Source organism: Lysinibacillus antri (genome assembly GCF_003977595.1).
Taxonomy (GTDB): Bacteria; Bacillota; Bacilli; order Bacillales_A; family Planococcaceae; genus Ureibacillus; species Ureibacillus antri.
This window is the reverse complement of the sequence record NZ_RYYR01000002.1, coordinates 97,113-120,371: the sequence shown is the minus strand read 5'-3', so window position 1 is coordinate 120,371 and position 23,259 is coordinate 97,113. Positions and strand designations below refer to the sequence as shown.

Sequence of the window (23,259 nt, the reverse complement as noted above, 5' to 3'; positions counted from 1 at the left end):
TTACATGTCACACCTAAAATCATGGACACAAGAAGATATTGATTATTTAGAAGCTCACTTTGGAAAATGTCATGTTTCGAAAATCGCTAATCATCTTGAACGTACAGAAATAGCGGTTATTGGTAAAGCAAGGAGACTTGGTCTAACTATGTTAACGGCAGGCGGTTATATAACGCTCCATGAACTCTCTAAATTTCTAGAGGTAAATAATCGCACGATTAAACGTTGGTTTGAAGCCGGCTTAAAATATCGTCAAAAAGCAATCCTTTCAAAAAGTTATTATTTTATCGATGTTGGAGAGTTTTGGTCATGGGCAAAAAATCATAAGCAATTAATTGATTTTTCAAGAATGGAACGGGGTGTACTAATACCCGAACCGAGTTGGTTAGATGAAGCCTATAAAAATTCTCAAAAAGCAGCAATTAAACGTCATCATGTGATTTGGAGACCAGTAGAAGATCAATTCCTTTTATCCAGTCTAAAGAAGGGTGATGCGTACGAAACTATTGCTTCAGCATTAGAAAGAAGTGTCAGAGCAGTAAAAGCCCGCTACCGAAAGTTAGTCTCCGAGGGTGTGGCAGAACGAAAACGCTACCGATTGCCGTGGACTCAAATTGAAATTGATATGTTAATGGATATGGATAAACAACGATTGCCAGATAAAGAAATCGCTGAGGAATTAGGTAGGGAAATTCACGATATTCGTTATAGGCGAAAACGCTTGAGAGAAAAAGGTATTCATAATTTTCGTAAAAGGAAATCTAGCTGAGGTGGTTTTGATTTGGGACGTAAACAATTGGAATATGCACTTTACAAAGGTGAACAACTAGTGGCAATTGGAACGATTCGTGAAATTGCTAAAGACCGCGGTGTGCTCCCAGAAACGATTCGCTTTTATCAATCAGGTGTTTATCGACGTAGGGCGAAAAAAGGGGTCGATAATCGGTTGCAGTTGATTAAGTTGGATGAATAGTTGAGACAAATTGTTCAGGAAGTAGGTGAGGATTTGGAGCTTAATAAAATCTATCAAGGACATTGTCTTGAGGTCCTAAAAACCATGCCTTCACAAAGTGTGAATACCGTAGTTACCAGTCCACCGTATTGGGGATTACGTGATTATGGAGTAGATGGCCAAATTGGGCTTGAAAATTCAGTTGAAGAATATGTAGTGGCTCTTGTAGATGTATTCCGAGAAGTTAAACGAATTCTAAAAGACGATGGCACTTTATGGCTCAATTTAGGGGATGCATACGCAGGAAGTGGGAAGGGTGCATGGTCCGAAAAGGATAAACAAAAGCATGTATATGTACCAGATCCTAAAGGTGTAGAAACAAAGATTAATAATGTTCCTACAGGATTAAAACCAAAAGATTTAATTGGATTGCCGTGGAGAGTGGCGTTTGCATTACAAGCTGACGGATGGTATTTACGACAAGACATTATCTGGAATAAACCAAACGCAATGCCTGAGAGTGTTACTGATCGGCCGACAAAATCTCATGAGTATTTATTTTTACTAAGTAAAAATCAAAAATACTTTTATGATAACGAATTAATTAAAGAACCGGCTATTTATGGAACTTTAGATGTTAGAGGTTCAGAAGGAGCTTTTGGACCATCGCAAAAGGCGAAAAGAGAGGATAAACCTAGAGGTTCGTTTGAAGGTAAGTATGGTAATGAAGCATTCAGAGCAATTCGGGATAAACGAAATAAGAGGTCTGTTTGGACAGTATCAACAAAACCCTTAAAAGAAGCTCACTTTGCAACATTTCCGGAAGATTTAATTGAACCTTGTATTTTAGCAGGATGTCCAACTGATGGAGTTGTAATGGATCCATTCTTTGGTTCGGGAACTACCGGATTAGTAGCATTGAAACATTCTCGAAATTTTATTGGTATTGAGCTTAATGAAAAGTATATTGAGATTGCTAAAAAACGATTAAGTGAAGTTCAGCTGGAGCTCATACATGAATTAAGTTGCTGAACACTTGGGAAAGAGCCAAATTGTGCAGTAAAAAAGAGAGGAGAGAATTTTTTGGATAAACCGTATTTTTTAATTTCAACAACTTCTGGTAAATCACAAGTCCTGATAGATAGAAGAGTTCAAAGCGATGAAGAATCAAAGGCAATGAGAGGACGCTTAATTAACATCGGTTGTGTAGTAAAAGAAATAACAGTAGAAGAACGTAATGAAATTATTAAAGATGGAGCATGGATTTAATGCACACTTCGACCAAAGTACACCAAAACAAACACCCTTGCACGTAACTATCTTACTAATAGCTTATGTGTAAGGGAAGGGAGGGCAACATGGGCAAAATACAATTCGAAATACCAGGAGACGTTCAAGCGCAACAACGACCAAAGTTTTCTCGAGCTGGTAATGGTGTGAAAGCAGTGGATCCACAAGAAAGTCGAGACTATAAATCGTTTGTTCGACTAGTTGCATCACAACATGCTCCAGATGTACTTATTACTGAGCCAATCAAATTAACAATCGACGTTTATCGAAAGATTCCAAAGGATAAACAAACAGGACCAAAGATGAAATTAATTGGCGAAGGAAAATTAAGACCAACAACCAAACCAGACATCGATAACTTAGCAAAGGGCATTAAAGACGGGCTGAGCAAGGTTTTATGGCATGACGATAGCCAAGTTATTGAGTTAGTAGCCCGTAAATGGTATAGCGAAAATCCTAGAGCAGTAGTGACGGTTGAATGGGTGTTATAGACATGCCGAGGCGACTAAAAGCCTGCAAGCGACAAAAGATGCTTTTTACCATCCATTGCAAAGAATGTATCAATAAAAACGCCAAGAATGATGTGAAGGTGTGCACTGGTTGTGCGATTTATGATGAGTTCCAACAGATTGGGAAGGTCTTGAATGAAACGGTCAGAGGGCGAGTGGTTGGTATATGACGAATGATGAAATATTTGCTGAGATGACATCGATCGGTAATCAAATGCGCGAATTTGAAAAAGTACGAAATTATCAGGAACGCAATAAGTTAGTTCCAAGATGGAGTGAATTGCATGCTGCATACGATTTTGGTTTTTCAGTCGGTGAAAAGGTTGAAACAAAGGTATGGGGGCATTGGCAAATAGCAAAGATTATACAAATCGAAGGCACACAATTTCACATTCGAAATGAAAAAGGATGGGAGATCATCACATCAGGATTTGCTTTGAGGAAAATTACGGATAGTCCAGTGGTGGAACAAACTAATATTTTTGAATTTCTGTAGCAATAAAAAGAGCTGCAGCCTATGCCACAGCCCTCAAATATATGCGCAAATATATTATACCAGGAGGGCATGGTATGGGCAAAGGGCAAATTTATTACAGTTCAGAAGAGGTATTAGAGATTATAGATAGTTATTTCAACATGAAAAGGGCAATAGGGCTACATGTAGAAAGTCCATACAGTTATAGCGTTACTGCGGACTATGATAATTTAGGAATGCCAAAAGGGAATGGCACTGGTGATCCAACATTTAGACAAGCTTTTTCTGGGGCGCATAAAATTTTGTCGGGTGTTATGGAAAAAGACTTTATGAAAAGAATTAATTTTATAGACGAACGAGTACCGTATATTAAAAAACGCAGAGAAGTTAATGTTTTGCATTGGAAGTTATCGGGCATGAGAACCAAACACATTGCTGAGCTTGAAGGTATTACCGATAGACAGGTTAGAAATATTTTAAGGAAAATAGCGAAAAGCATTTCCGAAATTTCCGCTATTTCCGATATTTCTAATGTTTCGTAGAATCTATTAAAAATTTGTATACTGTGAGGGAGGACGGTGCGGTAAATCATTCGGTCTTTCCATAATTTTCTTCAATGAAAAAAGAGAAAAAGACGACCGACGACACGCGATGAAATCGTACATCGCAGAAGCGACAACACGGCCGTCCCAGTATTTGAGAGGGGTGATTTTTATTAAATAATCTCTTTAAATATATTAGTTATATATATAAATACGAAAAATACAAAAAATAAAATGCATTAATATATCTAGGATATGGTTTTTAATTTAATTACAAATTTACGAAAGGCTCAGTTGCCTTTATTGCTATAACGGTTTTTACCACAACACAAGAAAGCGACCACTTATGAGGATGGGTGGTTGCTTTTTATTATGCCTTTAAAGTGAGGGAGTTCTATGAGATATGTATTGCAATGTAAAAAGTGCAAACGTCCTGCGGAGTTAGATCATGAGAAGAGCAAACCGGGTACCAAGGTTTATAAAAACGTATGTGAATGCGGCGGCAAGATCAAATCCATGCTCGAATGATTTATTTTGAGCAGTGAGCATTATCGAGTGTTTTATTCCTTTGCCACTCATGTCCAAAGATAGTGCTTACTGCTGAGACTAAAAGTTGTGGAAGATATATAAATACACAAAACGAATGACTTACATGCGATGAATTATGGAGGTGGTGTTATGAGAGGTGGCTAGACCTAGAGACCCTAGAAGGGATAAAGCTAAAAATATTTGGTTAAAGAGTCAGGGTGAAATTAAATTAGTTGATTTGGCTGAACAATTCGAGGTAACTAGTAGCACTATTCGAAAATGGAAAGCCACTGACAAATGGGATGATGAATTGAAAGGGAGCGCTCCTAAATCGAAAAAGAGCGCTCCTAATAACAAAACGGGCAGTTCCAAGAATATTGAAACGAAAAAAGAAGTCGTTGAATCGGTAGAAGTCATTGAGCTAGAGAGTGACGAATTTACCGATAAGCAACGACTTTTTATTAGTTATTACGTGAAGTATTGGAATGCTACAAAGGCTTATAAGAAAGCATACGGTTGTGCATATGATACAGCTAGAACTGAAGGCTCTAAACTCCTTGCAAACCCTAACATTCGTGCAGAAATAGTAAGGGTGCGAGATGGGTTAACGGAAGATGCGCTCTTAGACGAGCGAACACTCATACAAAAGTGGATTGACATCTTGTTCGCCGATATCACTGATTACGTAAAGTTTGGTCGTCAAGAAGAGATTGAGTACCAAGAGGATGGGCAACCAGCATTGGATATGAACGGGAACGTCAAAACTTATTCGTTCAACTACGTTCACTTAAATGAGTCGGATGAAATCGATGGAACACTCGTTACCGAGGTCAAACAGGGTAAGGATGGTATAACCGTCAAATTAGCCGACAAAATGAAGGCGCTTGAATATTTATCGAAGCATAAGGATTTATTAAATGAGCGTGAGTTGAAGCAGTTACAAACTGAACAAGCCAAATTAAACATTGATAGAACAAAGGCTGAAATTGAATCCTTAAGCGAAGGTAACGGTGAAGAAGAATCAGTCGAAATCGTTATCCGTCGTAAGGAGGCGAGAGATTGATGGTTGTTATCGATAAGGAAGTGAATCCTCATTTCGAGGATTTTTTATTTGATTGGAACCAAAAGTTTCAGTTTCTTGTTGGTGGTTATGGCTCCAGTAAGTCGTATCATGTAGCGCTTAAACTAGTGCTTAAAGCAATACAAGAGAAACGCAAAATATTAGTTATCCGTGAAGTTTACGATACTCATAAAGACAGTACCTTTGCGCTATTCAAAGACATTTTAGAAACTTTGGATATGTTGGACGAATCTGGCCGCAAAAAAATTGCTAAAGGTAAAGCGAGAGCGAAAGAAAGTCCTTATGAGGTTGTGTTTTCGAATGGATCTCGAATCATCTTTAAAGGGATGGATAAACCGGCAAAACTAAAATCGATTCATGACATCTCAATTATTTGGCTTGAAGAGTGTTCGGAGGTCAAATATGAGGGTTTCAAAGAATTGATTGGACGTTTGCGCCATCGTAGTTTGTCACTTCATATGATTCTTTCAACCAATCCGATAGGTGAAGATAACTGGACGTTTAAACACTTCTTCAAAGATGAGCTTAACGATTATTTTGTTCTGGATGACCACGAACTTTATGAAAAGCGCACAATTTTAGTTGGAGATACTTATTATCATCATTCAACGGCAGACGATAACTTATTTCTTCCACAATCGTATATCGATGAACTAGATGCAATCGGTAGTTATGACCAAGATTTACATCGTATTGCCCGTTTAGGTCGTTTCGGTGTAAATGGTATTCGAGTGTTCCCGCAATTTGAAGTGCAGCCGCATGAAGAGGTTATTAAGGCAATCAAAGGTATTTATAAACCATTATTCAAAAATGGGATGGACTTTGGTTTTGTGACTTCTTACAATGCAGTCATTCGAATGGCCATTGATCATGAGAAAAAATATTTGTACATCTTTTGGGAGTATTACAAAAAAGGGTTAACCGATGTTGAACTAGCGAAAGACTTGGAACATTTGAAGAAAATTGTTATTAAGGCAGATAGTGCAGAACCAAAGACGATCGCTTATTTTAGACAACAACATTTTAAGATGTTTCCAGCTAAAAAGTTTGCAGGTTCGAGGGCTCAATATACTAAAAAAGTGAAGCGATTTAAGAAAATCATCTGTTCAAATGAATGCATTAACACAATCCGTGAGCTAAAAACTTTAACATTTAAACAAGATGCACACGGAGAAGTTAGTGAAGATGAATTTAACATTGATCCACATACTCTTTCTGCAATTTGGTACGGCTTAGATGATTATGAAGTAGCATCTCTAAAAGGTCATAATGCAGAATCGTTTAAGGAGGTATAGCATGAATTTATACAAGTTTCTGCGATTGTTTAAAGCGCAAGGAGCAGACCCAAGCATTATTGCAAAAGCGATAGAAGAACATCAAGCCGACAATTCAAAACGTATTCTCGCTTATGAACGGTATAAAGCATCGGTTCAAGGTGTTCCGATATTCAAACGAGGACCAATACAAGTAGATGATTTCGAAACTGGTATTGTTGAACGACTTGACGATAAGGTGAACAATCGTTTAAATAATGCATTTGATGCAGAAATTGTTGATACAAAAATCGGGTATATGTTCGGTCATCCTATTTCGTATGAAGTGGACGAGAAGACAGAAAATGAATTCCAAAAATTAAAAGATGAAATTGAAGCATTCAACCTGAGAAACAATGTCGAGGACAAAGACAGTGAATGGGGTAAAAAAGCCGCGATTTGTGGTTATAGTGCTCGACTTGCTTACATTGATTTTGAAGGAAAAGAGCGAATCGTCAACATTGATCCGTGGGAAACCATTTTAATTTCATCATCTGACTACACGGAACCAGAATTTGCAATTCGTTATTTTGAGATAGATAAAAACAAGCAGCGTGTCGAGTTTTACGACGACGCTTATTTTTATGTTTTTGAAACAGGTGATAATGGATTATCGCTGATTGAAAAGGAACTACACACATTCGATTACTGTCCGTTATTTGGTTTGCCGAACAATGAAGAGTTAATGGCAGATGCTGAAAAAGTGGTGTCGTTAATTGATGCATACGACAGGACTCTTTCTGATGCATCCAATGAAATTGAGCAATACCGTTTAGCCTATCTTGTTTTAAAAGGGATGGGTGCAGATGATGAGGTACTGGAGAAAGCAAAAAAAGGTGGGATTTTTGAATTATTCGGGGAAAACGATAGTCTTAATTATTTAACCAAAGACATTAACGACACAATGATTGAAAACCATCTCAATCGCTTAGAACAAAACATCCTTCGTTTTGCGAAATCGGTCAATTTTACGGATGAAAACTTCAGTAACAATTTATCCGGCGTGGCCATGAAGTATAAGCTCATGTCCCTTGAAAATAAATGTATTACGATGGAGCGGAAAATGGTTGCTGCACTTCGTTATCAATTTAAGGTGCTTTGTTCTGCATGGTCTAAGAGAGGATTGTGCGACAAGGATGATTATTTAAAAGTTTGGTTTGGCTTCAAACGTAACCTTCCAGTAAATTTACTAGAAGAAGCGCAAACAGCCGTAACCTTAACTGCAATTACGTCTGAAAAAACCGCACTATCTACACTTTCGGTTGTGGATGATGTTGAATACGAGCTAGAACAAAAGGAACTAGAACGTGATTCAATCCCACCTTTAATGGATGGTGGTGAAGGCAATGGATCTGGAGAAGTACGCACGGAAACTAAGTGAGTGGAACACTAAAGAATTAGCGAAAACTGAAAAAAGTATTCGAACTATTTATCAAAAATTAGTTAAAGAAGTACTTGCCCAAATTGGTCTGATTTATGAGAAGTATGAAACTGATGGTAAACTTACTTATGAGCAAATGATGCAGTATGATCGTTTGAAAAAGTTAATGAATACCATCATTGAGCATGTCAATGCAATGTCTAAACAAACTCAAACAGTTATTACAACACTGTTATCTGAAAGTTACATGTACTCCTATGAGTGGATGGGTTGGGCGATTGAAAAAGAGGCTCGAAAAGCAATTGGCTATACTTCATTGGCAATTGAACAAATCAAAGCGGCAATTAATAACCCAGTGAAAGGTCTAACGCTCTCAGAAACGTTAGAAAAGAATCGTAGAGACATAATATATAAGATTCAACAAAACGTCACACAGAGCCTTGTAAGAGGTTCTACTTACAAAGAGATGGCTTCGAGTATGACAGAAATGTTTGAAGGTGACTATACAAAGTCAATTCGTGTTACTCGAACTGAAACTCATCGGGTGCGTGAGCAAGGGACATTGGATAGCGCTAAGTACGCTAATTCTAAAGGTATTATCATGGTGAAAAAGTGGCGTAATATGAAAGATAGTCGTGTTCGTAAAACGCCAAAAGCCAATCACGTCAAAATGGATCATGTAAAAATCCCTGTTAATGATTTGTTTGATTTAGGTAACGGAGAAAAGGGGATTGCTCCAGGTAATACCGGCTACGCCCATCACGATATTCATTGCAGATGTATCTTGATTTACGAGATTGATAAGGTTGAAGGTAAAACCAATGATGATTTAGCCAAACAAACATTTGAAGAATTTCAAAAGGCTATGAGGTGATGCGGTGGTTTATGAAGTAATGCTCGTCTATGCGAGTGGTGAACAGAAACGAACCGTACAGGACGTCCATATTGTAGAAACGACAGAGCAGGCTACTATTTTTCGTGATGAAAAGGGCGATGTGCTTATGATCGCTACGCATGACGGTTTACTGTACGCACAACGAATATCGATGGGTTAGTGAGTCGTAGTGATACGGCTTTTTATTATGGATTGAAGGGGTGTGACAATATGAAATACGGCATTTCCACTTTAGATAAAATGTATGTAACGTTGGAAGGGGTAACGGAGGTTTACCATGCTGAACAGGGTGTCTTCTTCCTTAATAAAGAAACCACTTTAGGCTTTGTTCCATACAGCAATTTAGGTTATTACGAACTTATTAAAAATAACTAACTGTAAAGTACTTAACCTTGCACTTACTGGCTCGTACTGTAAGGGCATTTGAAAGGGTGTTAAGAATGACTGAAATCACAGTCACGACTAATCCAGACGGATATTTAAAGATTGAAGCAAAAGGGCATACACAATCGACGGTATGTGCTGCAGTTTCAACTCTCTTACAATCGTCTGTGCGTTATTTACAAGACTTAGAAGAACAATTTCCACATGATCTATCAGTAAAAATAATTGAAAGCGACAAGTAGGCTCGAACTACTTGGTAAGGAGGAACATGAAATGAAATCAGTATTCAAAAAACGTTTACCAGTTAATATTAAGCAATTTGATGGTGAGCTTACTTTCGAACAAGTGAAAGCTTTCCTAGATTCTAATAAGGACAATGAGGAAGTAAAAGCTTATTACAAGTCGAATGTACTCACTGCTGACAATGTGAAACCTTTCTTAGAAACATCTGAAGGTAAAAAGGTGTTGCAACCGAAATTGGATGCACACTTCACGAAATCGCTCGAAACTTGGAAAGCGAACAACCTTGAATCACTTATTGAGGAAGAGGTTAATAAGCGTAATCCTGAAAAATCTCCTGCTGAAAAAGAGGTTGAAAAACTTCGTGCAGAGATCGAAAAGGAACGTAAAAGTCGTGAACGTGCTGATCTATCCGCTAAAGCTTTAAAAGTGGCTCAAGAAAAGAAATTACCAACAGAAGTTATTGATTATTTAATTGGTGCTGATGAGGAAACGACTCTTGCTAATTTAACGAAATATGAAGAAGCACATACAAAAGCGATTCAAGCGGCTGTAGATGCGAAATTCAAAGAGCATGGTCGAGGGATTGATCATGGAGAAAGTGGTGGCGGTGGCGCTATTGATTTCGGCGCGATTGCTAATCAAGTTTCATTACGAAAATAAACATATTGGAGGAAACAATCTATGAAAACTGTAAAACGACGTTTAAAAGTTAACATTTCACAATTCGATACATTCAACCCGGCAAACATCTTATTACAAGATGCGCCAACAGGAGCAGTACCGGCTGAAGAAGGTAAGTTAGTAGTTACAGAGTTTATGCAACAATCGGTGCTTACTCGTTTAGCGAAATACGAACCGATGGCGAAGCAGGAGAAAAAATTCACGTATTTAGCAAGTGGTCCTGGGGCTTACTGGGTAGGTGAAGGTGAACGTATCCAAACGTCAAAGGCTACATGGTTAGATGCGAAAATCGTAGCTAAAAAATTAGGGGTAATTATTCCAGTTTCAAAAGAGTTTTTAAAATACAGTGTGCAAGACTTCTTCACTCAAATGCGTCCGGCTATTGCTGAAGCATTCGCAATCAAGTTTGACCAAGCGGGATTATTTGGTGTAGGTTCTCCATTTGAAGTAGGTACGTCTGTATGGGAGCGTATTACAACTGCTGGTAATACAGTGGAGCTTAATTCACTAACTAACTTATACGATGAGTTAAACGCAGTGATGGCTTTAATTGAAGATGCTGACAAAGATCCAGATGGTTTTACGACTACTCGTAAATTCAAACAAAAATTACGTGGAGCAAAAGACGGCAACAATCAACCGATTTTCACAGATGCAACGGCTGGTGCAACTTCAACGGCTCTAGGTTTACCAATCGGCTATGCTGATTCTAAGTCATGGGATTATGCAAAGGCGTTATTAATTGCGGGTAACTGGGATATGACTCGTTACGGAATGCCTGCGGGTATGGAATATACAATTTCTACTGACGCGACGTTAACAACTATCCAAGATGGTAGCGGCAACCCAATTAACTTATTTGAACGTGATATGTTCGCACTACGTGTGACTCAAGAAGTAGCATTTACAACATTAGCAGAAGATGCATTCGCTGCTATTACACCAGACGTTACACCTTAATGAGTGAGCTTCGGCTTGCTCTATTTTTTATGTAAGGAGGGTGCATATGTTAGTCGAAAAAGATGGCAAAGTAATTGAAGCCACTGAAAAGGCATATGAGGTTGTTTATAAAAATCATGGGTATAAGCCTTACACAAAACCTAAATCTACTCGTAAAAAGCAAGTAGGTGGCGAAGATGAATCTGAATGAACTAAAAACATTGTTACCTAACACAAACAACCTATCAGATGCTTATTTGCAATTAAAACTTGATGAAGCCGTTGATTTTGTAAAACGTGTTTGCAATCAGGATTTCACGGTAGACGGAGTATTAACGTTGCCTGCAAGTGTTAAAGGAATTGTGGCTCAATACGTGGATTTCGAATTGCAAGGTAATGCAGGTATTAAAAGCGAATCAATTGGTGGCATGTCGCAAACTTTCGATAGTGTAGAAGAACGAAATAACGCACTAATAAAGAAATTAAGTTCGCTAGGCCTTCGTAAATTACGGTTTAAATCGTTTGGAGGTAGGTAAATGGCCCGTATTCGAGTTGGTATGCGTGACAATAACCGGATTCCAGAGATTTTATCGGAATTATCAAAAGTTCGTAGAAAAAAAGCAAAAGTAGGTTACCCAAACGATAAACCATACAATGACGAAATATCGCTTGCTGGATTGGCAGCGGTTCATGAATATGGTGCTCGTATTCAGGTAACAGACAAAATGCGTGGATATTTAGCTTCACAAGGCTTGCACTTAAAGAAAGAAACTACACATATCATCATTCCTGAACGCTCTTTTTTGCGTACTGGTGCGGATCTCCATGAGAAGGATGTACAAAGAAAAGCAGATGAATTAATCGATGAGGTTATTGCAGGAAACTTATCCGTAGAACTATTCTTTGAAATGCTTGCTCTTGAATTAAGAGGGAAAATCCAAGAACATGCCATCGATCTAGACCATCCAGTAAACCATCCTTTTACGGTTGAACGTAAAAAAGGTTCTAACAATCCGTTAGTTGATAGCGGAGGACTTATCGGCTCCATGGAGGTTGATATTGAATGAGTATGTATAACTTTTCTAGATTAATAAATAAATATAGTGGTCCAATTACCGTGTTTGTAACAACAAAAGGTGGGTGGGTTAACGGTAAGCCGGTCGAGAGTGAACCGATACCTGAAACACGACAAGCAGCGTTAATCCCATTCGATGTAAAAACGATTGCTCAACTGGGTGGACTAGTTACCAATGCTGATGTACAACTTTATTCGCTTGCTCCTTTTGTGCATGGCGATAAGATTGAGAAGAATGGTCAAAAGTACACCGTTGATACAAGCGCCGATTTCACGCAATTTGGTGACTTCTATCGCTATATTGCAAAAGGGGTGAGTTCGTTTGATTGAGTATGATGATATTTGGCTACCAGTTCAACAAGGACTCACGAATTATGCAGATAAAATGGTAATACAAGCTGAAACAAATGGAGATCAACCACCTTATCCGTTCATTGCAATCAAAAAGACATTAGTTAGTGAAGGGATTGGACAATCAACAACCTCTTTAAAAGGGGTTATTCAAACAATGGAACAAGATACAGAGCTTGTTTTATCAATTACCTGTCACGCAAAAACTATTGAAGATGCTGAATCATTAGCTTTGAAATCTCGTGCTTATTTCTTGGGCAAAGGAACAATTGAATTGTCAGATGCAAACATTGCGGTTGTTGACGTTTTACCTGTCACAAATCGTGATGTTTTTTTAAATATCAATTACGAACGTCGATGTGGTTTTGATGTGCGATTACGTGTAAGAGCGCAAGAATCTTATGAGATTGAAGTAATTGAAAAAGTAACGATTAACAATTAGGAGGTAAAAAGAATGCCATTAAAAGATGTCAAAGTCACAATCGACATTAAAAAGCCTTCTGCATTAACGGGATTGGGTACACCCTTAATTCTTGCAGATAAAGCAGGTCCACAGTCTTTTAAAATTTATGGGGATATTGAAGGTGTTGAGGTAGATTTCCCTCAAACTACAGATGCCTATAAAGCTGCTAAAGTAGCATTTAAACAAGGAGATACAAGCACTGGAAAAGTAGCTATTGCAACCTATAATTTAAGTGCGGCAACACCAATTACAGCTGCAGAGACATTAGAAAAATACTACGATGAAGATTGGTATTTCGTATCTCTAGCAACTGGGGCTGTTTCCGACTACATTGCAATATCGGATGTTGTAGAAGGTGAAGGAGTTAAAATTGCCGGACATACAGTCGATAGCATTGAAGATTTAACAACTATTTCAGCAAAAAAATACGATCGTACATTTGTTATGATGCACGACAAACTTGAACAATATCCTCATCTAGCGTTAATCGGTGGTCATGGTTCAAAATTAGTTGGTTCCATCACATATAAATTTAAAAAATTAATCGGTGTAGATCCTGCTCCGTACGATGCAACAACATTACTTGCTATTCATGACTTAAACGGCTTCGCTTATGTATCAAAAGGTGGCCAGTATCAAACTTCTGAAGGTACTTTACTATCAGGAGAATACATTGACGTGATCCACGGTAAGGACTGGGTGAAAGTAAACATGGAGCAGGCGATTTCCACTTTATTCGTTAATAATGACAAGATTTCATATGATGATGTCGGCATCCCACAAATTGAAAGTGAAGCTCGTACTATCTTAGAAATCGCTGGTCAACAAGGAATAATCGCAAAAAATGAAGCAGAACAACCATTTTATACACTTACTGCGTTGAGACGTACACAAACAAATGCGGCAGATCGTGTAGAACGTAACTATAAAGGACTATCATTTAGCCTTGAACTAGCCGGAGCAATCCATAGTGCTGAAGTCAAAGGCGAAATGGTTTACTAAGAAGGAGGGGAATTAGATGCCACATATCGGAACATATGACGCTCGAAAAGTTGTTGCAACAGTAGGTGGAGTATTTATTACGGGTTATGCAGATGGCTCGTTTGTTAAAGCTAGTAAAGATAACGATAACTTTGAAGCAACGTCAAGTGCTCAAGGTGATGCAGTTGTTTCTGTAAACGGTGATCAAATGGGTACAATTGAAATCACATTAAATCAAACTAGTCCATCAATTTCATATTTAGATAATTTAGCTAACACTCGTGCAATGGTACCTGTTTGGGTGAATTCTAACAATGAAATTAAAGAGGTTGCAGGTGGAACAAAAGCAATGATTACGAAACCATCTGATAAAGAGTTTGGTAAAGCAGCATCAAACCGCGTTTATACACTAAAAGTATTTGATTACACAGTGAAATAATGCAGAAAGGGGAGTGGGCCACGTGCTCACTCTTTTTAATTTGCTATGAAAAAGCGACACATTACCAATCATTTAAAACGAAAAGAATGGGAGAGACGTAAAATGGCACTTAAAAATAAACAAGCAACAGAAACGATTGCAGGGAAAAAATTTATCTTTCAACATCCAGGACTTGAAGCGACATTAGATATTCGAGAACGTACGAAAGATGAAAAAGGTAATACATCCGAGAAAGAGTTATATAAAGAAATCTTAGAACATGTTGTATTTGTCGAAGAGGACGGCGCGCCAAAACGTGTAACCGTTGAGTATTTCGAACAGTTTGACAGCATGAAAGTGTTTACTGATGTAATGCGAGCAGCATCTAAATTCCTTTTTCGTTAAATTTGATGACACTTATTATCGAGCTAGAGCAGAAATGCGATGGAAAATGTGGCGTCCTGTTGTAGAAAGAATACTTTCATATGAGGAAGTAAAAAAGATGTCACATCATGAGTTGCTAGAAGCAAACGCTGCCATCGATATACAATTCGAAAAAATCAAACAAGCGAGGGGAGGCAATTAAATGAGTATACGTGATCTTTTTGTAGAGATTGGCGTAGATGTTGATGACGACCCATTGAGAGACCTCGATTCGCTTGTTGATGATGTAAGGGAATCCTTTAACAGATTGGACGCCAGTGGACTAGATGATATTGAGCGAGATGTTCAGTCGGTTGCTGATGAATTTGATGATTTATCTAGTGAAATCAGAGAAACTAACAGGCTAGTAAATTATTTAGATGATAACGATCTAGATGATTTAAAAAGGGAACTTGCTGGAGCTTCTATTCAAGCGGAGATACTAGAAGATGGTATTGAAGATGTAGTGGAAGAAGAACGGGAAGCCATTGTTGCTACATCCATTTTAGGCAATATGTTCGCTTTAGCAGGTACGAAAGGTATATGGATGGGTGTCGGTATTACCGCTGCTATATCCGGATTAATTGCCATCATAGCGCCTCTACTCGTGTTAGTTGGCGGTCTAGGAGCTTCCTTTTTAGCTGCTGGTCTAGGTGTTGTCGCGTTTGGTGCAGTAGCAATGGGGGCATTAGGTCCAGTTATTGAAGGTGCTGAAAATTTAACCGCTGCACAAGCAAAAGCACGAACCGAACTAGAAAACTTTACGAATTTTTGGGGAACCTTTGTCAAAAAGTTTGAAACACCTATTTTTGAAGCGTTTGGCACAGGGTTATCTTTAGCAGAAAATATTTTAAACGGGCTAGAGAAAACGATTATGAATGTTGCAGACGTTGTAAATGTATTAATGACAGAAATGAATAATTCTGTTGTTGGTGGTGGCTTAAAAGATTTCTTCGATTGGATGGAAAGCAATGCGGCCGAAGCAATCTATAATTTCGCTCATATTTTCGGAAATACATTGAGTGGATTATGGAAGATGCTTGATGCATTTTCTCCAATTGCAGAAACCATAGAACAAGGATTATTATCCCTAACAGAGAGATTTGATGTGTGGGCAGGCAACCTAGCTTCATCAAACGGATTCCAACAGTTTATGGAGTATGCTCTAACAAATGGACCTAAATTAATGGACACATTAGGCAACCTGTTCGGAATTATTGGCGACGTTATTGTAGCATTAGCGCCATTAGGTTCACTTGTTTTAACAGGATTGCAGTTATTAACAGGGTTTATTGGTTCGGAAGTGTCACCACGTTTAGTTGAATTAGGCGGATTTATCCAACAAGTAGCTGGTACATTCCTAGATTATTTAATTCCTACAATTGCACCGCTAGTACAAGAATTATTGCCGGTATTATCCCAATGGTTCGATACACTTAAAAATTTAGGCATGACGTTATTCGAAACATTCATATCCATTTTACCGACACTACAAGACATTTTCCAAACAGTTATGCCAGTTGTCATTACGTTATTCGAAAATGTTTATGGCATAATATCGTCTTTTATAAATAACATCGTTATTCCCTTACTCCCAATGTTAGGGACGGTTATTCAAGAGGTTTGGGGTGTAATAAAACCAATTTTAGAGCCACTTAAAGACCTCATATCAACAATTGGTTCAACCATCATGTTTTTAATCAATGAAGTTGTATCTCCATTGATTCCAGTGATTGGTACGGTAATTTCTGCAATGTGGATAGTTGCAAAACCAATATTAGATGGAATTGTAACAGTTTTCGGAAACATTATTGATGCGGTCTCAAGTACGATTCAAGCGGTTAAAGATTTAGTTTCCGCATTTTTAAATTTCAAAGTGCCAGATTGGGTTAGCAATTTAGGCGGCAAAATCAGTGGGGTTGTTGGTAAATTATTTGACGGTTCACACGCAACTGGATTAGGTAGAGTGCCATTCGATGGTTATGTTGCCGAATTACACAAGGATGAAGCGGTGTTAACTGCTGATCAATCGAGTGCTCTACGGGATTTGGGAATCTTGAAGGGGGATGGAAATAGTCCAGAACTGGATTTAAGCAGTAATAGTAGTGGTGGAAGCTACAAAACTACTTCTACTACGAGCAGCAGTATTAGCATATCAAATACATTCCAGATAAGTGTAGAGGGTGGTAATACGAATGAAGAAACAGCTTCCAACCTAAAAGGTGCAATGAGTGATTTCATGGAAGAATTCTTTGGCAACCTATTGGCAATCGATCCACAAGTAAGGGAGGGATAACCATGACAGAATTAGTTGGTAAAGCACTATTAAATGGAATCAATATATTCGTAGAGAATGAGGATGCTAATTTTGACGTGGATATCCCTACACATAAAGTGGAAAAAGGGATTGATTTAAGTGACCACGTTGAACGACAACCGGTAGTAGTGAAACTATCCGGGAAATTGGTTAGACCTACTCCAGAACAAGTCGAAAGTTTAATTCAAAAGTTATTGAAAATCGAAAACGAAGGTAAAACAGTTACCTATGAAGGTCGAAGAATTTATCAAAACATGTTAATGAGTGGATTAAATATTAAAGCGAACTCAAAAATCATGAACGGGTACAATTTTAGTTGTACATTAACCGAAGTAAGAATTGCACAATCGTCATATGTTCCTCCTGAAGTGAAAGCTGTAATAGCTAAAACTGCAGAAGCGGGACGTAAACAAACCGAAAATAAAAAATCGATAAACGTTTCTACCCATACAGTAAAAAAAGGTGACACATACTCTTCTCTATCCAAAAAATACGGGGTGAGTGTGGCAACTTTACAAAAGTTAAATGGATATGATTCTAGGAAAATTCCTATCGGCGTTAAATTGAAATTGGGGTGAGCGAATGAATAAAGAATATATTGATATTGAAAAAGCGCTCATCCCATATCGTTTCGAAATCGAATTGGGTGTAGAGCTATTTGAAATGGAGATCCACTACAACCAAGTAGGCGACTACTTCACGATAAATTTATATAAAGATGGAGAGGTTCTGGTATACGGTGAAAAAATCGTGTACGGAGAACCTCTTTTTAGTGAAATCTTCGATAATCGTTATCCAGGTCCTGAAATCATACCAATCGATGAATCAAATAAGGAAACTCGTGTTGGGTGGGATAATCTAAACAAGACTGTTTTATTGGTGGTGATGAATGAATGAGTAAATTATTTATGCGCGTTGTCGAGGTCATTAGTGGCAACGTCAAAATGAATAATACCGACTTAGACATTGAATTTGAAATACCGTTTGACGATGATTTAGACCCGAATCTGAGTGAAATAAGAGTGTACAATTTATCCCAAACAACCATCAATCAATTGAAACAAGGACAAAAGATTACAGTCAATGCTGGATATAAAGAAGATAAAGGATTAGTGCTTTCTGGTGAAATCAATTCGGTTTCTTCAATACGTAATGGCGCTGATAAGGTAACGACTATTAAAGTGCTTGATTCAGTCCCGTACAACGCTAAAAAGACTCTACAACGATCCTATAAAAAGAATATTAAAGCGGATGCGGTTATCAAAGACCTAGCAAAGGCACTGGGTTTAAAGATAGCCGTTTTAAAATTACCAACAAATAAGACTTTTCAAAAGGGATACTCCATTGACGGTGAGATTGTTAAATCCATTCAAAATATCGCAAATGATTGTGGAGCATCTGCTTATATATCTCGTCAACAAGCTTATATCCGTTCAATAAAAGAAGGGGACGATAATAAATTCCTTTTAACTGCTGATACAGGATTAATAGGGTCCCCAGAGTATTTTGAAGAAGAGAAGAGTGGAAAATTGGTTAAAGGATATAGATTAAAATCTTTGCTTCAATATCGAATGCATGCTGGATCTATTGTTGAGCTGCAATCTGTTGAAGTTAAGGCGAAAGTAAGGTTAAGGAAGGGCAAACATATCTGTAAAGGCAATAGTTTTTATACAGAAGGAGAGTCGATTCTATGAGTAATACCGGACAATATTTCGGTTCGGTTAAAGGCACCCTCCTTACAAGTATTAACACAGCTATGCCTTGTAAGATTCTTTCGTATAACGATTCCCAACGTACCGCTAAGATACAACCTTTATTCATGGTTAAGGAAGTAGGTCAAGAACCCACTAGTTTGCCGCCAATAGAAGATGTTCCTGTGTTGTTTCAACGCTATAAGGTGCATAATAACGCACCGATTTCTATTACAACAGATACTGCGCCACATCCTCAATACACCGGGACTGGCGAACATGTTCATAATGCAATAACTTTCACCGAATCAGTTGAAATGATTCCAGATTTAAGACCAGGAGACGTAGTACTTGCGGTATTTTGTCAACGCTCTATTGATGAAGCACAAAATGGCCAAAATGTATATCCAGGTACCGCGAGGATGTTTAGCATACATGATGCGGTAATAGTGGGGGTGTTTTAATTGAAAACATTAGGGTTATTAAATGGGGATTTAAGATTCGAAAATGGTGACTTTGTTATGATCGAAGGACCTGAGGAAATCGCTCAATGCATCGCTATCTCCATGGGCACTAATTTAAAGGAATGGTTCTTGAATGAAGCGTTTGGGATGGATCATATTAAGCTACTTGAAAAGTCTTCGGATGGCGAGGCAAGAGCTGAAGTGATAAGGATCTTAGGTCAAGAACCAAGAATCGATGAAATTGTTGATATCGAAATAAATAATAACAAAAACGAACGAATTAGAACTATTAAATACACTGTAAGGTTGATAGATGGGACTACATTAAGCGAGGAGGTGCCAATAGGTGCTTGATAGTAATGGGTTTAAACGAAAAACGTATGATGACTTATTAAATGACATGTCAGCAAAAGCAAAAGAATTGTTTGGTGCTGATGCAAATGTTTCTGAGCGTGCATTTTTAGGGATTCTAATTCGAATCATGGCATGGTTTTTATCATTAGCATGGATGGCAATTGAACAAGTTTACCATGCGGGCTATCGTAAGTCGGCAGAAGGTACACAACTTGATAAACTGCTACCACTTGCTGGGACAACTAGAAATTTAGCTGAATACGCTTATGGACAAGTCACTCTGACAGGTACGCCTAATTACACCGTCGAGAGTGGCTTTTCAGTTGGTACTGAACGAGATGTGAACTTTGAAACCATCGAAAATGTAACACTCGATGAAAATGGTCAAGGGACAGTCGAAATTGTTTGTACTGAAATCGGGATTATCGGCAACGTTGCGGCTGGTGCTATTAATACAATTGTTAATCCGGATGCAAATGTAACGAGTGTAACCAATTTAACTAAAACCAGTGGTGGTCGTGAAAAAGAAACAGATCAAGAAGCGCGTGAACGTGCTGATATTACGGTTGAAGGTCAAGGAAGTGGAACGACAGCTTCAGTTCGTGCTGAACTACTTAAAATTCCAACTGTAAGAGCTGCAAAGGTTATTGAAAATTACTCAGATGAAACAGATCAATATGGCACTCCTTTTAGAGCAATTCAAGCCTTTGTCTTAGGTGGTAGTGATGAAGAAGTTGCTCAAGCAATTTTAAATAAAAAGGCTGGTGGTATTAAGCCATATGGTACAACCTACATTGAGATTCCAGATATAAGTGGAGAACCTCAAAAAGTTGGGTTTACACGTGCTAACGAGGTTGGACTTTTTGCGAAAGTAACCTTATCGACTGATAGCGCTTTTAATACGGACGGTATGGAACAAGTAAAAAACGCGCTTGTTAAATATATCGGTGGTGCTGATGTAAGTGGCCAATTATATGCCGGACTAAATATGAATGAAAAAGTAGTATTAGCAAAAGGGATGGCTCATGTGATGGGAGTATCTGGTGTAACGGATGTTGAAATCAGATTTAGCACAGATGGGCAAACATTTGTTGAAGAAAATATAAACATTGGTGTAAATGAAGTAGCGCAAATAAATGCGAGTGACATTGAGGTGCTTATAAATGTTTAGTTTAAAAAGCGTTGTTAGCCGCTTTACTGATTATTTCGAAAAACAGCCAAACAGTAACATCAGCAAATTAATGAAGATATTTAACGATGAGTTGCAGTCCTTAAACACGACAATCGAACGTGTTGGGGAATGGAAAGATATCGATAAAGCGGAGGGTCTTGCCCTAGATGACGCAGGGACGAATATCAAGCAACCACGAGGTGTAGCAACTGATGAGGTTTATCGAATTCTATTAAAGTCAAAGATAGCGCGAAACTTATCGGATGGAAGTATCAATACGATTATCCAAGTGCTCGCTACTGCTTTATCATGCGAATATAAGGACATCAAAATTAAGGAAAAATGGACTGATGATGTAGATCCAGAACCTGCAGCTATTCAAGTAATTGAATTGCCATTAATAAAAATTAATGAAGCTGGATTAGATCCTGCTAACTTTGCACGTATTATTCAAAGAACGGTAGCCGGTGGGATAAAAGTCGGTGTAATTGAACTTACTGGCACTTTTGAGTTTGGGGATGAATCAAACTCTATTGATACTATTCGAGGCTTTGGCGATGTAAATAACGCTGAAATTGGCGGTTATTTAGGTGCAGCATACACGCCATCTACCGACCAAGAATTGCCGATTTAATAAAGGAGTGATACACGAATGCCTGAACAATTACCACAATGGTATGCAGTTGGTGTAGAGCCTCCTGCATCATTAAAAAATAGTGGTTGGCAACCAGGAATGAAGCCATCTGCTCAACATATGAACTGGTTGTTTAATCGTGCATATAAGGTTTTAGAAGAATTACAAACTAACAAAGTCGATTTTGATACACATAAAAAAGATATAGTAGCCCACGCAAGTTATGCAGTAAATACCTCTGCGAATGACAGTTATGTTGTTTCTATACCAGACGTGACAGAGTATAAAGAAGGAATGATTGTTAGTTTCAAAGCAACTGTGGCAAATACAACCACATGTTCTTTAAATATTAACAACTTAGGTGCGAAAACGGTTTATAAATACACAACAGGCTTAGCAAACCTTGAAACTGGGGATATCGTTGCGAATCAGATTGTTAGTGTTATTTATAACGGATCTGCATTTATCGTTCTTAGCCCATTAGCGAATACAGTGACTGCTCATAGTTCTCAAACACTCACTAATAAAACGTTGACAGCACCAAAGTTAGCGAACGGTGGATACATTGCAGACGCAAATGGAAATGAGTTAATCAAAGGACAGACTGTTGCTAGTGCAGCAAATGAGTTTACAGTAAAGAATGCTGCAACAGGAAATGCACCAGAACTTCAAGCTACAGGCGGAGATACCAATATTGATTTTGTAGTGGTTCCAAAGGGTACGGGAGTATTTAAAGTCGGCACTAAGCCGGTGTCTTTACAAGAAGACGTTGACAATCACAAGAATAATAAAAACAACCCGCATAATGTTACAAAAGAACAGGTAGGGTTAGGCAGCGTAGAAGACTACGGAATCGCTACACAAACAGAAGCAGAAGCAGGAACATCAACTGCAAAGTACATGACCCCTCAACGAACAAAGCAAGCAATTGATAAAAATCTTGCACCAGTACAACAACAGGTTACTGAACACTCGGACGAATTTGCGTCACCAACAAAAGCAGGGCACATAAAAGTTGGTAACAATCTTACCATCGATGGTAATGGCGTATTAAGTGCGAACAAAGATTGGGAAGTAATTTCTGAGACTACAATATCATCCGCAGTAACTTCGATTGATATTGCGAATTTAAGTCAGTATAAATTTATTAGATTATCTCTTTATCTTAAAAAAGGAACTGCGGCAAATATTAGTCTAAAAATTAATGACATAGCAACTGCAAATGCATACGGTTCTTATTCCATCTCGCAAAACGCTTATACTACTGCATCAAGTTCAAGAGTAGGTATGATTGATCCGAGCGCTGATTTGAAGCATGTAATTACAGCTTCTAACGAGGACTTTACTTATCCCAGATATTTAATAGCTGAAAGTGATTACATCACTGTTACTGATTTAAAAGTTGTAAAAGTATCTAGTTTAACAACCAAAATAAATAAGATTACTATTTTTGCTGAAAGTGCAGCTTTAACGGTGGGTAGTGTGGTGAAACTGGAGGTTGTTAAATAATGGTTAAAAAATTAATCATAAATAACGGTGATGAAATATATGAGGAAATGACTGCAGAGGAATCAGCGGTTTTACAACTAGCACAAGAAGAGCAAGCATTTTTAGAAATACTTAGACCATCAAACGAAGAAGTACGTAAAGCTGAGATTGAAATTGTAACGACAAATTTATTAATCGATTTGGGGGTATTTTAAA

At 38.0% G+C, this 23,259-nt stretch carries 35 protein-coding genes; all 35 read left to right on the top strand.

Annotated elements, in window-relative coordinates; genetic code table 11:
* The first annotated feature begins 4 nt into the window (after positions 1–4).
* The 35 genes from EK386_RS02280 (at position 5) to EK386_RS02125 (ending at position 23,258) form a co-directional block, all read left to right on the top strand.
* On the top strand, positions 5–769 hold the full coding sequence (locus EK386_RS02280) for a hypothetical protein (protein ID WP_126657397.1): 765 nt from the start codon (positions 5–7) through the stop codon (positions 767–769).
* Between the two features lie 12 nt (positions 770–781).
* Positions 782–973, top strand: a complete 192-nt coding sequence (locus EK386_RS02275) for a helix-turn-helix domain-containing protein (RefSeq protein ID WP_126657396.1) — start codon at positions 782–784, stop codon at positions 971–973.
* Positions 974–1,006: 33 nt separating this feature from the next.
* Positions 1,007–1,984 carry a DNA-methyltransferase gene (locus tag EK386_RS02270; RefSeq protein ID WP_439331222.1) on the top strand — a complete coding sequence of 326 codons (978 nt, stop codon included), beginning with the start codon at positions 1,007–1,009 and terminating at the stop codon, positions 1,982–1,984.
* A 51-nt stretch (positions 1,985–2,035) separates the two neighbouring features.
* Positions 2,036–2,221: a hypothetical protein gene (locus tag EK386_RS02265; RefSeq protein WP_126657395.1), complete on the top strand. Its 186-nt coding sequence runs from the start codon at positions 2,036–2,038 to the stop codon at positions 2,219–2,221.
* A gap of 89 nt (positions 2,222–2,310) precedes the next feature.
* Positions 2,311–2,733, top strand: a complete 423-nt coding sequence (locus EK386_RS02260; protein ID WP_126657394.1) for a RusA family crossover junction endodeoxyribonuclease — start codon at positions 2,311–2,313, stop codon at positions 2,731–2,733.
* A 184-nt stretch (positions 2,734–2,917) separates the two neighbouring features.
* Entirely contained in the window at positions 2,918–3,247 is a 330-nt protein-coding gene (locus tag EK386_RS02255) for a hypothetical protein (protein ID WP_126657393.1), read from the top strand.
* A gap of 74 nt (positions 3,248–3,321) precedes the next feature.
* On the top strand, positions 3,322–3,768 hold the full coding sequence (locus EK386_RS02250; protein ID WP_126657392.1) for a helix-turn-helix domain-containing protein: 447 nt from the start codon (positions 3,322–3,324) through the stop codon (positions 3,766–3,768).
* Positions 3,769–4,453: 685 nt separating this feature from the next.
* On the top strand, positions 4,454–5,359 hold the full coding sequence (locus EK386_RS02245; protein WP_126657391.1) for a terminase small subunit: 906 nt from the start codon (positions 4,454–4,456) through the stop codon (positions 5,357–5,359).
* On the top strand, positions 5,359–6,672 hold the full coding sequence (locus tag EK386_RS02240; protein ID WP_126657488.1) for a PBSX family phage terminase large subunit: 1,314 nt from the start codon (positions 5,359–5,361) through the stop codon (positions 6,670–6,672). The genes EK386_RS02245 and EK386_RS02240 overlap by 1 nt, the downstream gene beginning before the upstream one ends.
* 1 nt (position 6,673) lies before the next feature.
* Positions 6,674–8,071 (top strand): phage portal protein, encoded by a 1,398-nt coding sequence (locus EK386_RS02235; protein ID WP_126657390.1) that lies wholly within the window; start codon positions 6,674–6,676, stop codon positions 8,069–8,071.
* A complete protein-coding gene (locus EK386_RS02230) occupies positions 8,037–8,945 on the top strand; it encodes a phage minor head protein (protein ID WP_158674362.1) in 909 nt (302 codons plus the stop codon). Before EK386_RS02235 ends, EK386_RS02230 begins: the two co-directional genes overlap by 35 nt.
* A gap of 19 nt (positions 8,946–8,964) precedes the next feature.
* The gene (locus EK386_RS20155) at positions 8,965–9,126 is read left to right on the top strand and encodes a hypothetical protein (RefSeq protein ID WP_158674361.1); all 162 of its coding nucleotides are present in this window, start codon (positions 8,965–8,967) and stop codon (positions 9,124–9,126) included.
* A gap of 50 nt (positions 9,127–9,176) precedes the next feature.
* A complete protein-coding gene (locus EK386_RS20150) occupies positions 9,177–9,341 on the top strand; it encodes a hypothetical protein (protein ID WP_158674360.1) in 165 nt (54 codons plus the stop codon).
* A 65-nt stretch (positions 9,342–9,406) separates the two neighbouring features.
* Entirely contained in the window at positions 9,407–9,592 is a 186-nt protein-coding gene (locus EK386_RS02225) for a ribosomal-processing cysteine protease Prp (RefSeq protein ID WP_126657388.1), read from the top strand.
* A gap of 31 nt (positions 9,593–9,623) precedes the next feature.
* Positions 9,624–10,253 (top strand): DUF4355 domain-containing protein, encoded by a 630-nt coding sequence (locus EK386_RS02220; RefSeq protein ID WP_126657387.1) that lies wholly within the window; start codon positions 9,624–9,626, stop codon positions 10,251–10,253.
* A 21-nt stretch (positions 10,254–10,274) separates the two neighbouring features.
* Positions 10,275–11,234: a phage major capsid protein gene (locus EK386_RS02215; RefSeq protein ID WP_126657386.1), complete on the top strand. Its 960-nt coding sequence runs from the start codon at positions 10,275–10,277 to the stop codon at positions 11,232–11,234.
* Between the two features lie 46 nt (positions 11,235–11,280).
* Positions 11,281–11,424, top strand: a complete 144-nt coding sequence (locus EK386_RS20145) for a hypothetical protein (protein ID WP_158674359.1) — start codon at positions 11,281–11,283, stop codon at positions 11,422–11,424.
* Positions 11,411–11,749 (top strand): phage head-tail connector protein, encoded by a 339-nt coding sequence (locus EK386_RS02210; protein WP_126657385.1) that lies wholly within the window; start codon positions 11,411–11,413, stop codon positions 11,747–11,749. Before EK386_RS20145 ends, EK386_RS02210 begins: the two co-directional genes overlap by 14 nt.
* Complete coding sequence (locus EK386_RS02205) at positions 11,750–12,280, top strand: hypothetical protein (RefSeq protein ID WP_126657384.1); 531 nt, start codon at positions 11,750–11,752, stop codon at positions 12,278–12,280.
* Positions 12,277–12,618: a hypothetical protein gene (locus tag EK386_RS02200; RefSeq protein WP_126657383.1), complete on the top strand. Its 342-nt coding sequence runs from the start codon at positions 12,277–12,279 to the stop codon at positions 12,616–12,618. The genes EK386_RS02205 and EK386_RS02200 overlap by 4 nt, the downstream gene beginning before the upstream one ends.
* Positions 12,611–13,081 (top strand): phage neck terminator protein, encoded by a 471-nt coding sequence (locus EK386_RS02195; protein WP_126657382.1) that lies wholly within the window; start codon positions 12,611–12,613, stop codon positions 13,079–13,081. Before EK386_RS02200 ends, EK386_RS02195 begins: the two co-directional genes overlap by 8 nt.
* 12 nt (positions 13,082–13,093) lie before the next feature.
* A complete protein-coding gene (locus EK386_RS02190; protein WP_126657381.1) occupies positions 13,094–14,104 on the top strand; it encodes a DUF3383 family protein in 1,011 nt (336 codons plus the stop codon).
* Positions 14,105–14,120: 16 nt separating this feature from the next.
* The gene (locus EK386_RS02185; RefSeq protein WP_126657380.1) at positions 14,121–14,522 is read left to right on the top strand and encodes a phage structural protein; all 402 of its coding nucleotides are present in this window, start codon (positions 14,121–14,123) and stop codon (positions 14,520–14,522) included.
* 102 nt (positions 14,523–14,624) lie between these two features.
* A complete protein-coding gene (locus EK386_RS02180) occupies positions 14,625–14,906 on the top strand; it encodes a hypothetical protein (protein WP_126657379.1) in 282 nt (93 codons plus the stop codon).
* Positions 14,907–14,940: 34 nt separating this feature from the next.
* Positions 14,941–15,087, top strand: coding sequence for a DUF1322 family protein (locus EK386_RS20645; protein ID WP_126657378.1), 147 nt, complete (start codon positions 14,941–14,943; stop codon positions 15,085–15,087).
* On the top strand, positions 15,088–17,220 hold the full coding sequence (locus EK386_RS02170; protein ID WP_126657377.1) for a phage tail family protein: 2,133 nt from the start codon (positions 15,088–15,090) through the stop codon (positions 17,218–17,220).
* A gap of 2 nt (positions 17,221–17,222) precedes the next feature.
* Positions 17,223–17,819: a LysM peptidoglycan-binding domain-containing protein gene (locus EK386_RS02165; RefSeq protein ID WP_126657376.1), complete on the top strand. Its 597-nt coding sequence runs from the start codon at positions 17,223–17,225 to the stop codon at positions 17,817–17,819.
* 4 nt (positions 17,820–17,823) lie between these two features.
* The gene (locus EK386_RS02160) at positions 17,824–18,138 is read left to right on the top strand and encodes a phage baseplate plug family protein (RefSeq protein WP_126657375.1); all 315 of its coding nucleotides are present in this window, start codon (positions 17,824–17,826) and stop codon (positions 18,136–18,138) included.
* The gene (locus EK386_RS02155; protein ID WP_126657374.1) at positions 18,135–18,935 is read left to right on the top strand and encodes a phage protein; all 801 of its coding nucleotides are present in this window, start codon (positions 18,135–18,137) and stop codon (positions 18,933–18,935) included. The genes EK386_RS02160 and EK386_RS02155 overlap by 4 nt, the downstream gene beginning before the upstream one ends.
* Entirely contained in the window at positions 18,932–19,396 is a 465-nt protein-coding gene (locus EK386_RS02150) for a Gp138 family membrane-puncturing spike protein (RefSeq protein WP_126657373.1), read from the top strand. The genes EK386_RS02155 and EK386_RS02150 overlap by 4 nt, the downstream gene beginning before the upstream one ends.
* Positions 19,397–19,750 (top strand): contractile injection system sheath initiator, encoded by a 354-nt coding sequence (locus EK386_RS02145; RefSeq protein WP_126657372.1) that lies wholly within the window; start codon positions 19,397–19,399, stop codon positions 19,748–19,750.
* Complete coding sequence (locus EK386_RS02140) at positions 19,743–20,921, top strand: baseplate J/gp47 family protein (RefSeq protein WP_126657371.1); 1,179 nt, start codon at positions 19,743–19,745, stop codon at positions 20,919–20,921. Before EK386_RS02145 ends, EK386_RS02140 begins: the two co-directional genes overlap by 8 nt.
* Positions 20,914–21,555, top strand: coding sequence for a hypothetical protein (locus EK386_RS02135; RefSeq protein WP_126657370.1), 642 nt, complete (start codon positions 20,914–20,916; stop codon positions 21,553–21,555). Before EK386_RS02140 ends, EK386_RS02135 begins: the two co-directional genes overlap by 8 nt.
* A gap of 18 nt (positions 21,556–21,573) precedes the next feature.
* Entirely contained in the window at positions 21,574–23,064 is a 1,491-nt protein-coding gene (locus EK386_RS02130) for a hypothetical protein (protein ID WP_126657369.1), read from the top strand.
* Positions 23,064–23,258, top strand: coding sequence for a hypothetical protein (locus EK386_RS02125; protein ID WP_126657368.1), 195 nt, complete (start codon positions 23,064–23,066; stop codon positions 23,256–23,258). The genes EK386_RS02130 and EK386_RS02125 overlap by 1 nt, the downstream gene beginning before the upstream one ends.
* Position 23,259: the final 1 nt, after the last annotated feature.

Bases quoted from the DNA above. Each gene is read 5' to 3' on its own strand.
- EK386_RS02280 (WP_126657397.1), top strand. From the start codon at position 5: ATGTCACACCTAAAATCATGGACACAAGAAGATATTGATTATTTAGAA.
- EK386_RS02260 (WP_126657394.1), top strand. From the start codon at position 2,311: ATGGGCAAAATACAATTCGAAATACCAGGAGACGTTCAAGCGCAACAA.
- EK386_RS02255 (WP_126657393.1), top strand. From the start codon at position 2,918: ATGACGAATGATGAAATATTTGCTGAGATGACATCGATCGGTAATCAA.
- EK386_RS02250 (WP_126657392.1), top strand. From the start codon at position 3,322: ATGGGCAAAGGGCAAATTTATTACAGTTCAGAAGAGGTATTAGAGATT.
- EK386_RS02240 (WP_126657488.1), top strand. From the start codon at position 5,359: ATGGTTGTTATCGATAAGGAAGTGAATCCTCATTTCGAGGATTTTTTA.
- EK386_RS02235 (WP_126657390.1), top strand. From the start codon at position 6,674: ATGAATTTATACAAGTTTCTGCGATTGTTTAAAGCGCAAGGAGCAGAC.
- EK386_RS02230 (WP_158674362.1), top strand. From the start codon at position 8,037: ATGGATCTGGAGAAGTACGCACGGAAACTAAGTGAGTGGAACACTAAA.
- EK386_RS20155 (WP_158674361.1), top strand. From the start codon at position 8,965: ATGCTCGTCTATGCGAGTGGTGAACAGAAACGAACCGTACAGGACGTC.
- EK386_RS20150 (WP_158674360.1), top strand. From the start codon at position 9,177: ATGAAATACGGCATTTCCACTTTAGATAAAATGTATGTAACGTTGGAA.
- EK386_RS02225 (WP_126657388.1), top strand. From the start codon at position 9,407: ATGACTGAAATCACAGTCACGACTAATCCAGACGGATATTTAAAGATT.
- EK386_RS02220 (WP_126657387.1), top strand. From the start codon at position 9,624: ATGAAATCAGTATTCAAAAAACGTTTACCAGTTAATATTAAGCAATTT.
- EK386_RS02215 (WP_126657386.1), top strand. From the start codon at position 10,275: ATGAAAACTGTAAAACGACGTTTAAAAGTTAACATTTCACAATTCGAT.
- EK386_RS20145 (WP_158674359.1), top strand. From the start codon at position 11,281: ATGTTAGTCGAAAAAGATGGCAAAGTAATTGAAGCCACTGAAAAGGCA.
- EK386_RS02210 (WP_126657385.1), top strand. From the start codon at position 11,411: ATGAATCTGAATGAACTAAAAACATTGTTACCTAACACAAACAACCTA.
- EK386_RS02205 (WP_126657384.1), top strand. From the start codon at position 11,750: ATGGCCCGTATTCGAGTTGGTATGCGTGACAATAACCGGATTCCAGAG.
- EK386_RS02200 (WP_126657383.1), top strand. From the start codon at position 12,277: ATGAGTATGTATAACTTTTCTAGATTAATAAATAAATATAGTGGTCCA.
- EK386_RS02190 (WP_126657381.1), top strand. From the start codon at position 13,094: ATGCCATTAAAAGATGTCAAAGTCACAATCGACATTAAAAAGCCTTCT.
- EK386_RS02185 (WP_126657380.1), top strand. From the start codon at position 14,121: ATGCCACATATCGGAACATATGACGCTCGAAAAGTTGTTGCAACAGTA.
- EK386_RS02180 (WP_126657379.1), top strand. From the start codon at position 14,625: ATGGCACTTAAAAATAAACAAGCAACAGAAACGATTGCAGGGAAAAAA.
- EK386_RS20645 (WP_126657378.1), top strand. From the start codon at position 14,941: ATGCGATGGAAAATGTGGCGTCCTGTTGTAGAAAGAATACTTTCATAT.
- EK386_RS02170 (WP_126657377.1), top strand. From the start codon at position 15,088: ATGAGTATACGTGATCTTTTTGTAGAGATTGGCGTAGATGTTGATGAC.
- EK386_RS02165 (WP_126657376.1), top strand. From the start codon at position 17,223: ATGACAGAATTAGTTGGTAAAGCACTATTAAATGGAATCAATATATTC.
- EK386_RS02160 (WP_126657375.1), top strand. From the start codon at position 17,824: ATGAATAAAGAATATATTGATATTGAAAAAGCGCTCATCCCATATCGT.
- EK386_RS02155 (WP_126657374.1), top strand. From the start codon at position 18,135: ATGAGTAAATTATTTATGCGCGTTGTCGAGGTCATTAGTGGCAACGTC.
- EK386_RS02150 (WP_126657373.1), top strand. From the start codon at position 18,932: ATGAGTAATACCGGACAATATTTCGGTTCGGTTAAAGGCACCCTCCTT.
- EK386_RS02135 (WP_126657370.1), top strand. From the start codon at position 20,914: ATGTTTAGTTTAAAAAGCGTTGTTAGCCGCTTTACTGATTATTTCGAA.
- EK386_RS02130 (WP_126657369.1), top strand. From the start codon at position 21,574: ATGCCTGAACAATTACCACAATGGTATGCAGTTGGTGTAGAGCCTCCT.
- EK386_RS02125 (WP_126657368.1), top strand. From the start codon at position 23,064: ATGGTTAAAAAATTAATCATAAATAACGGTGATGAAATATATGAGGAA.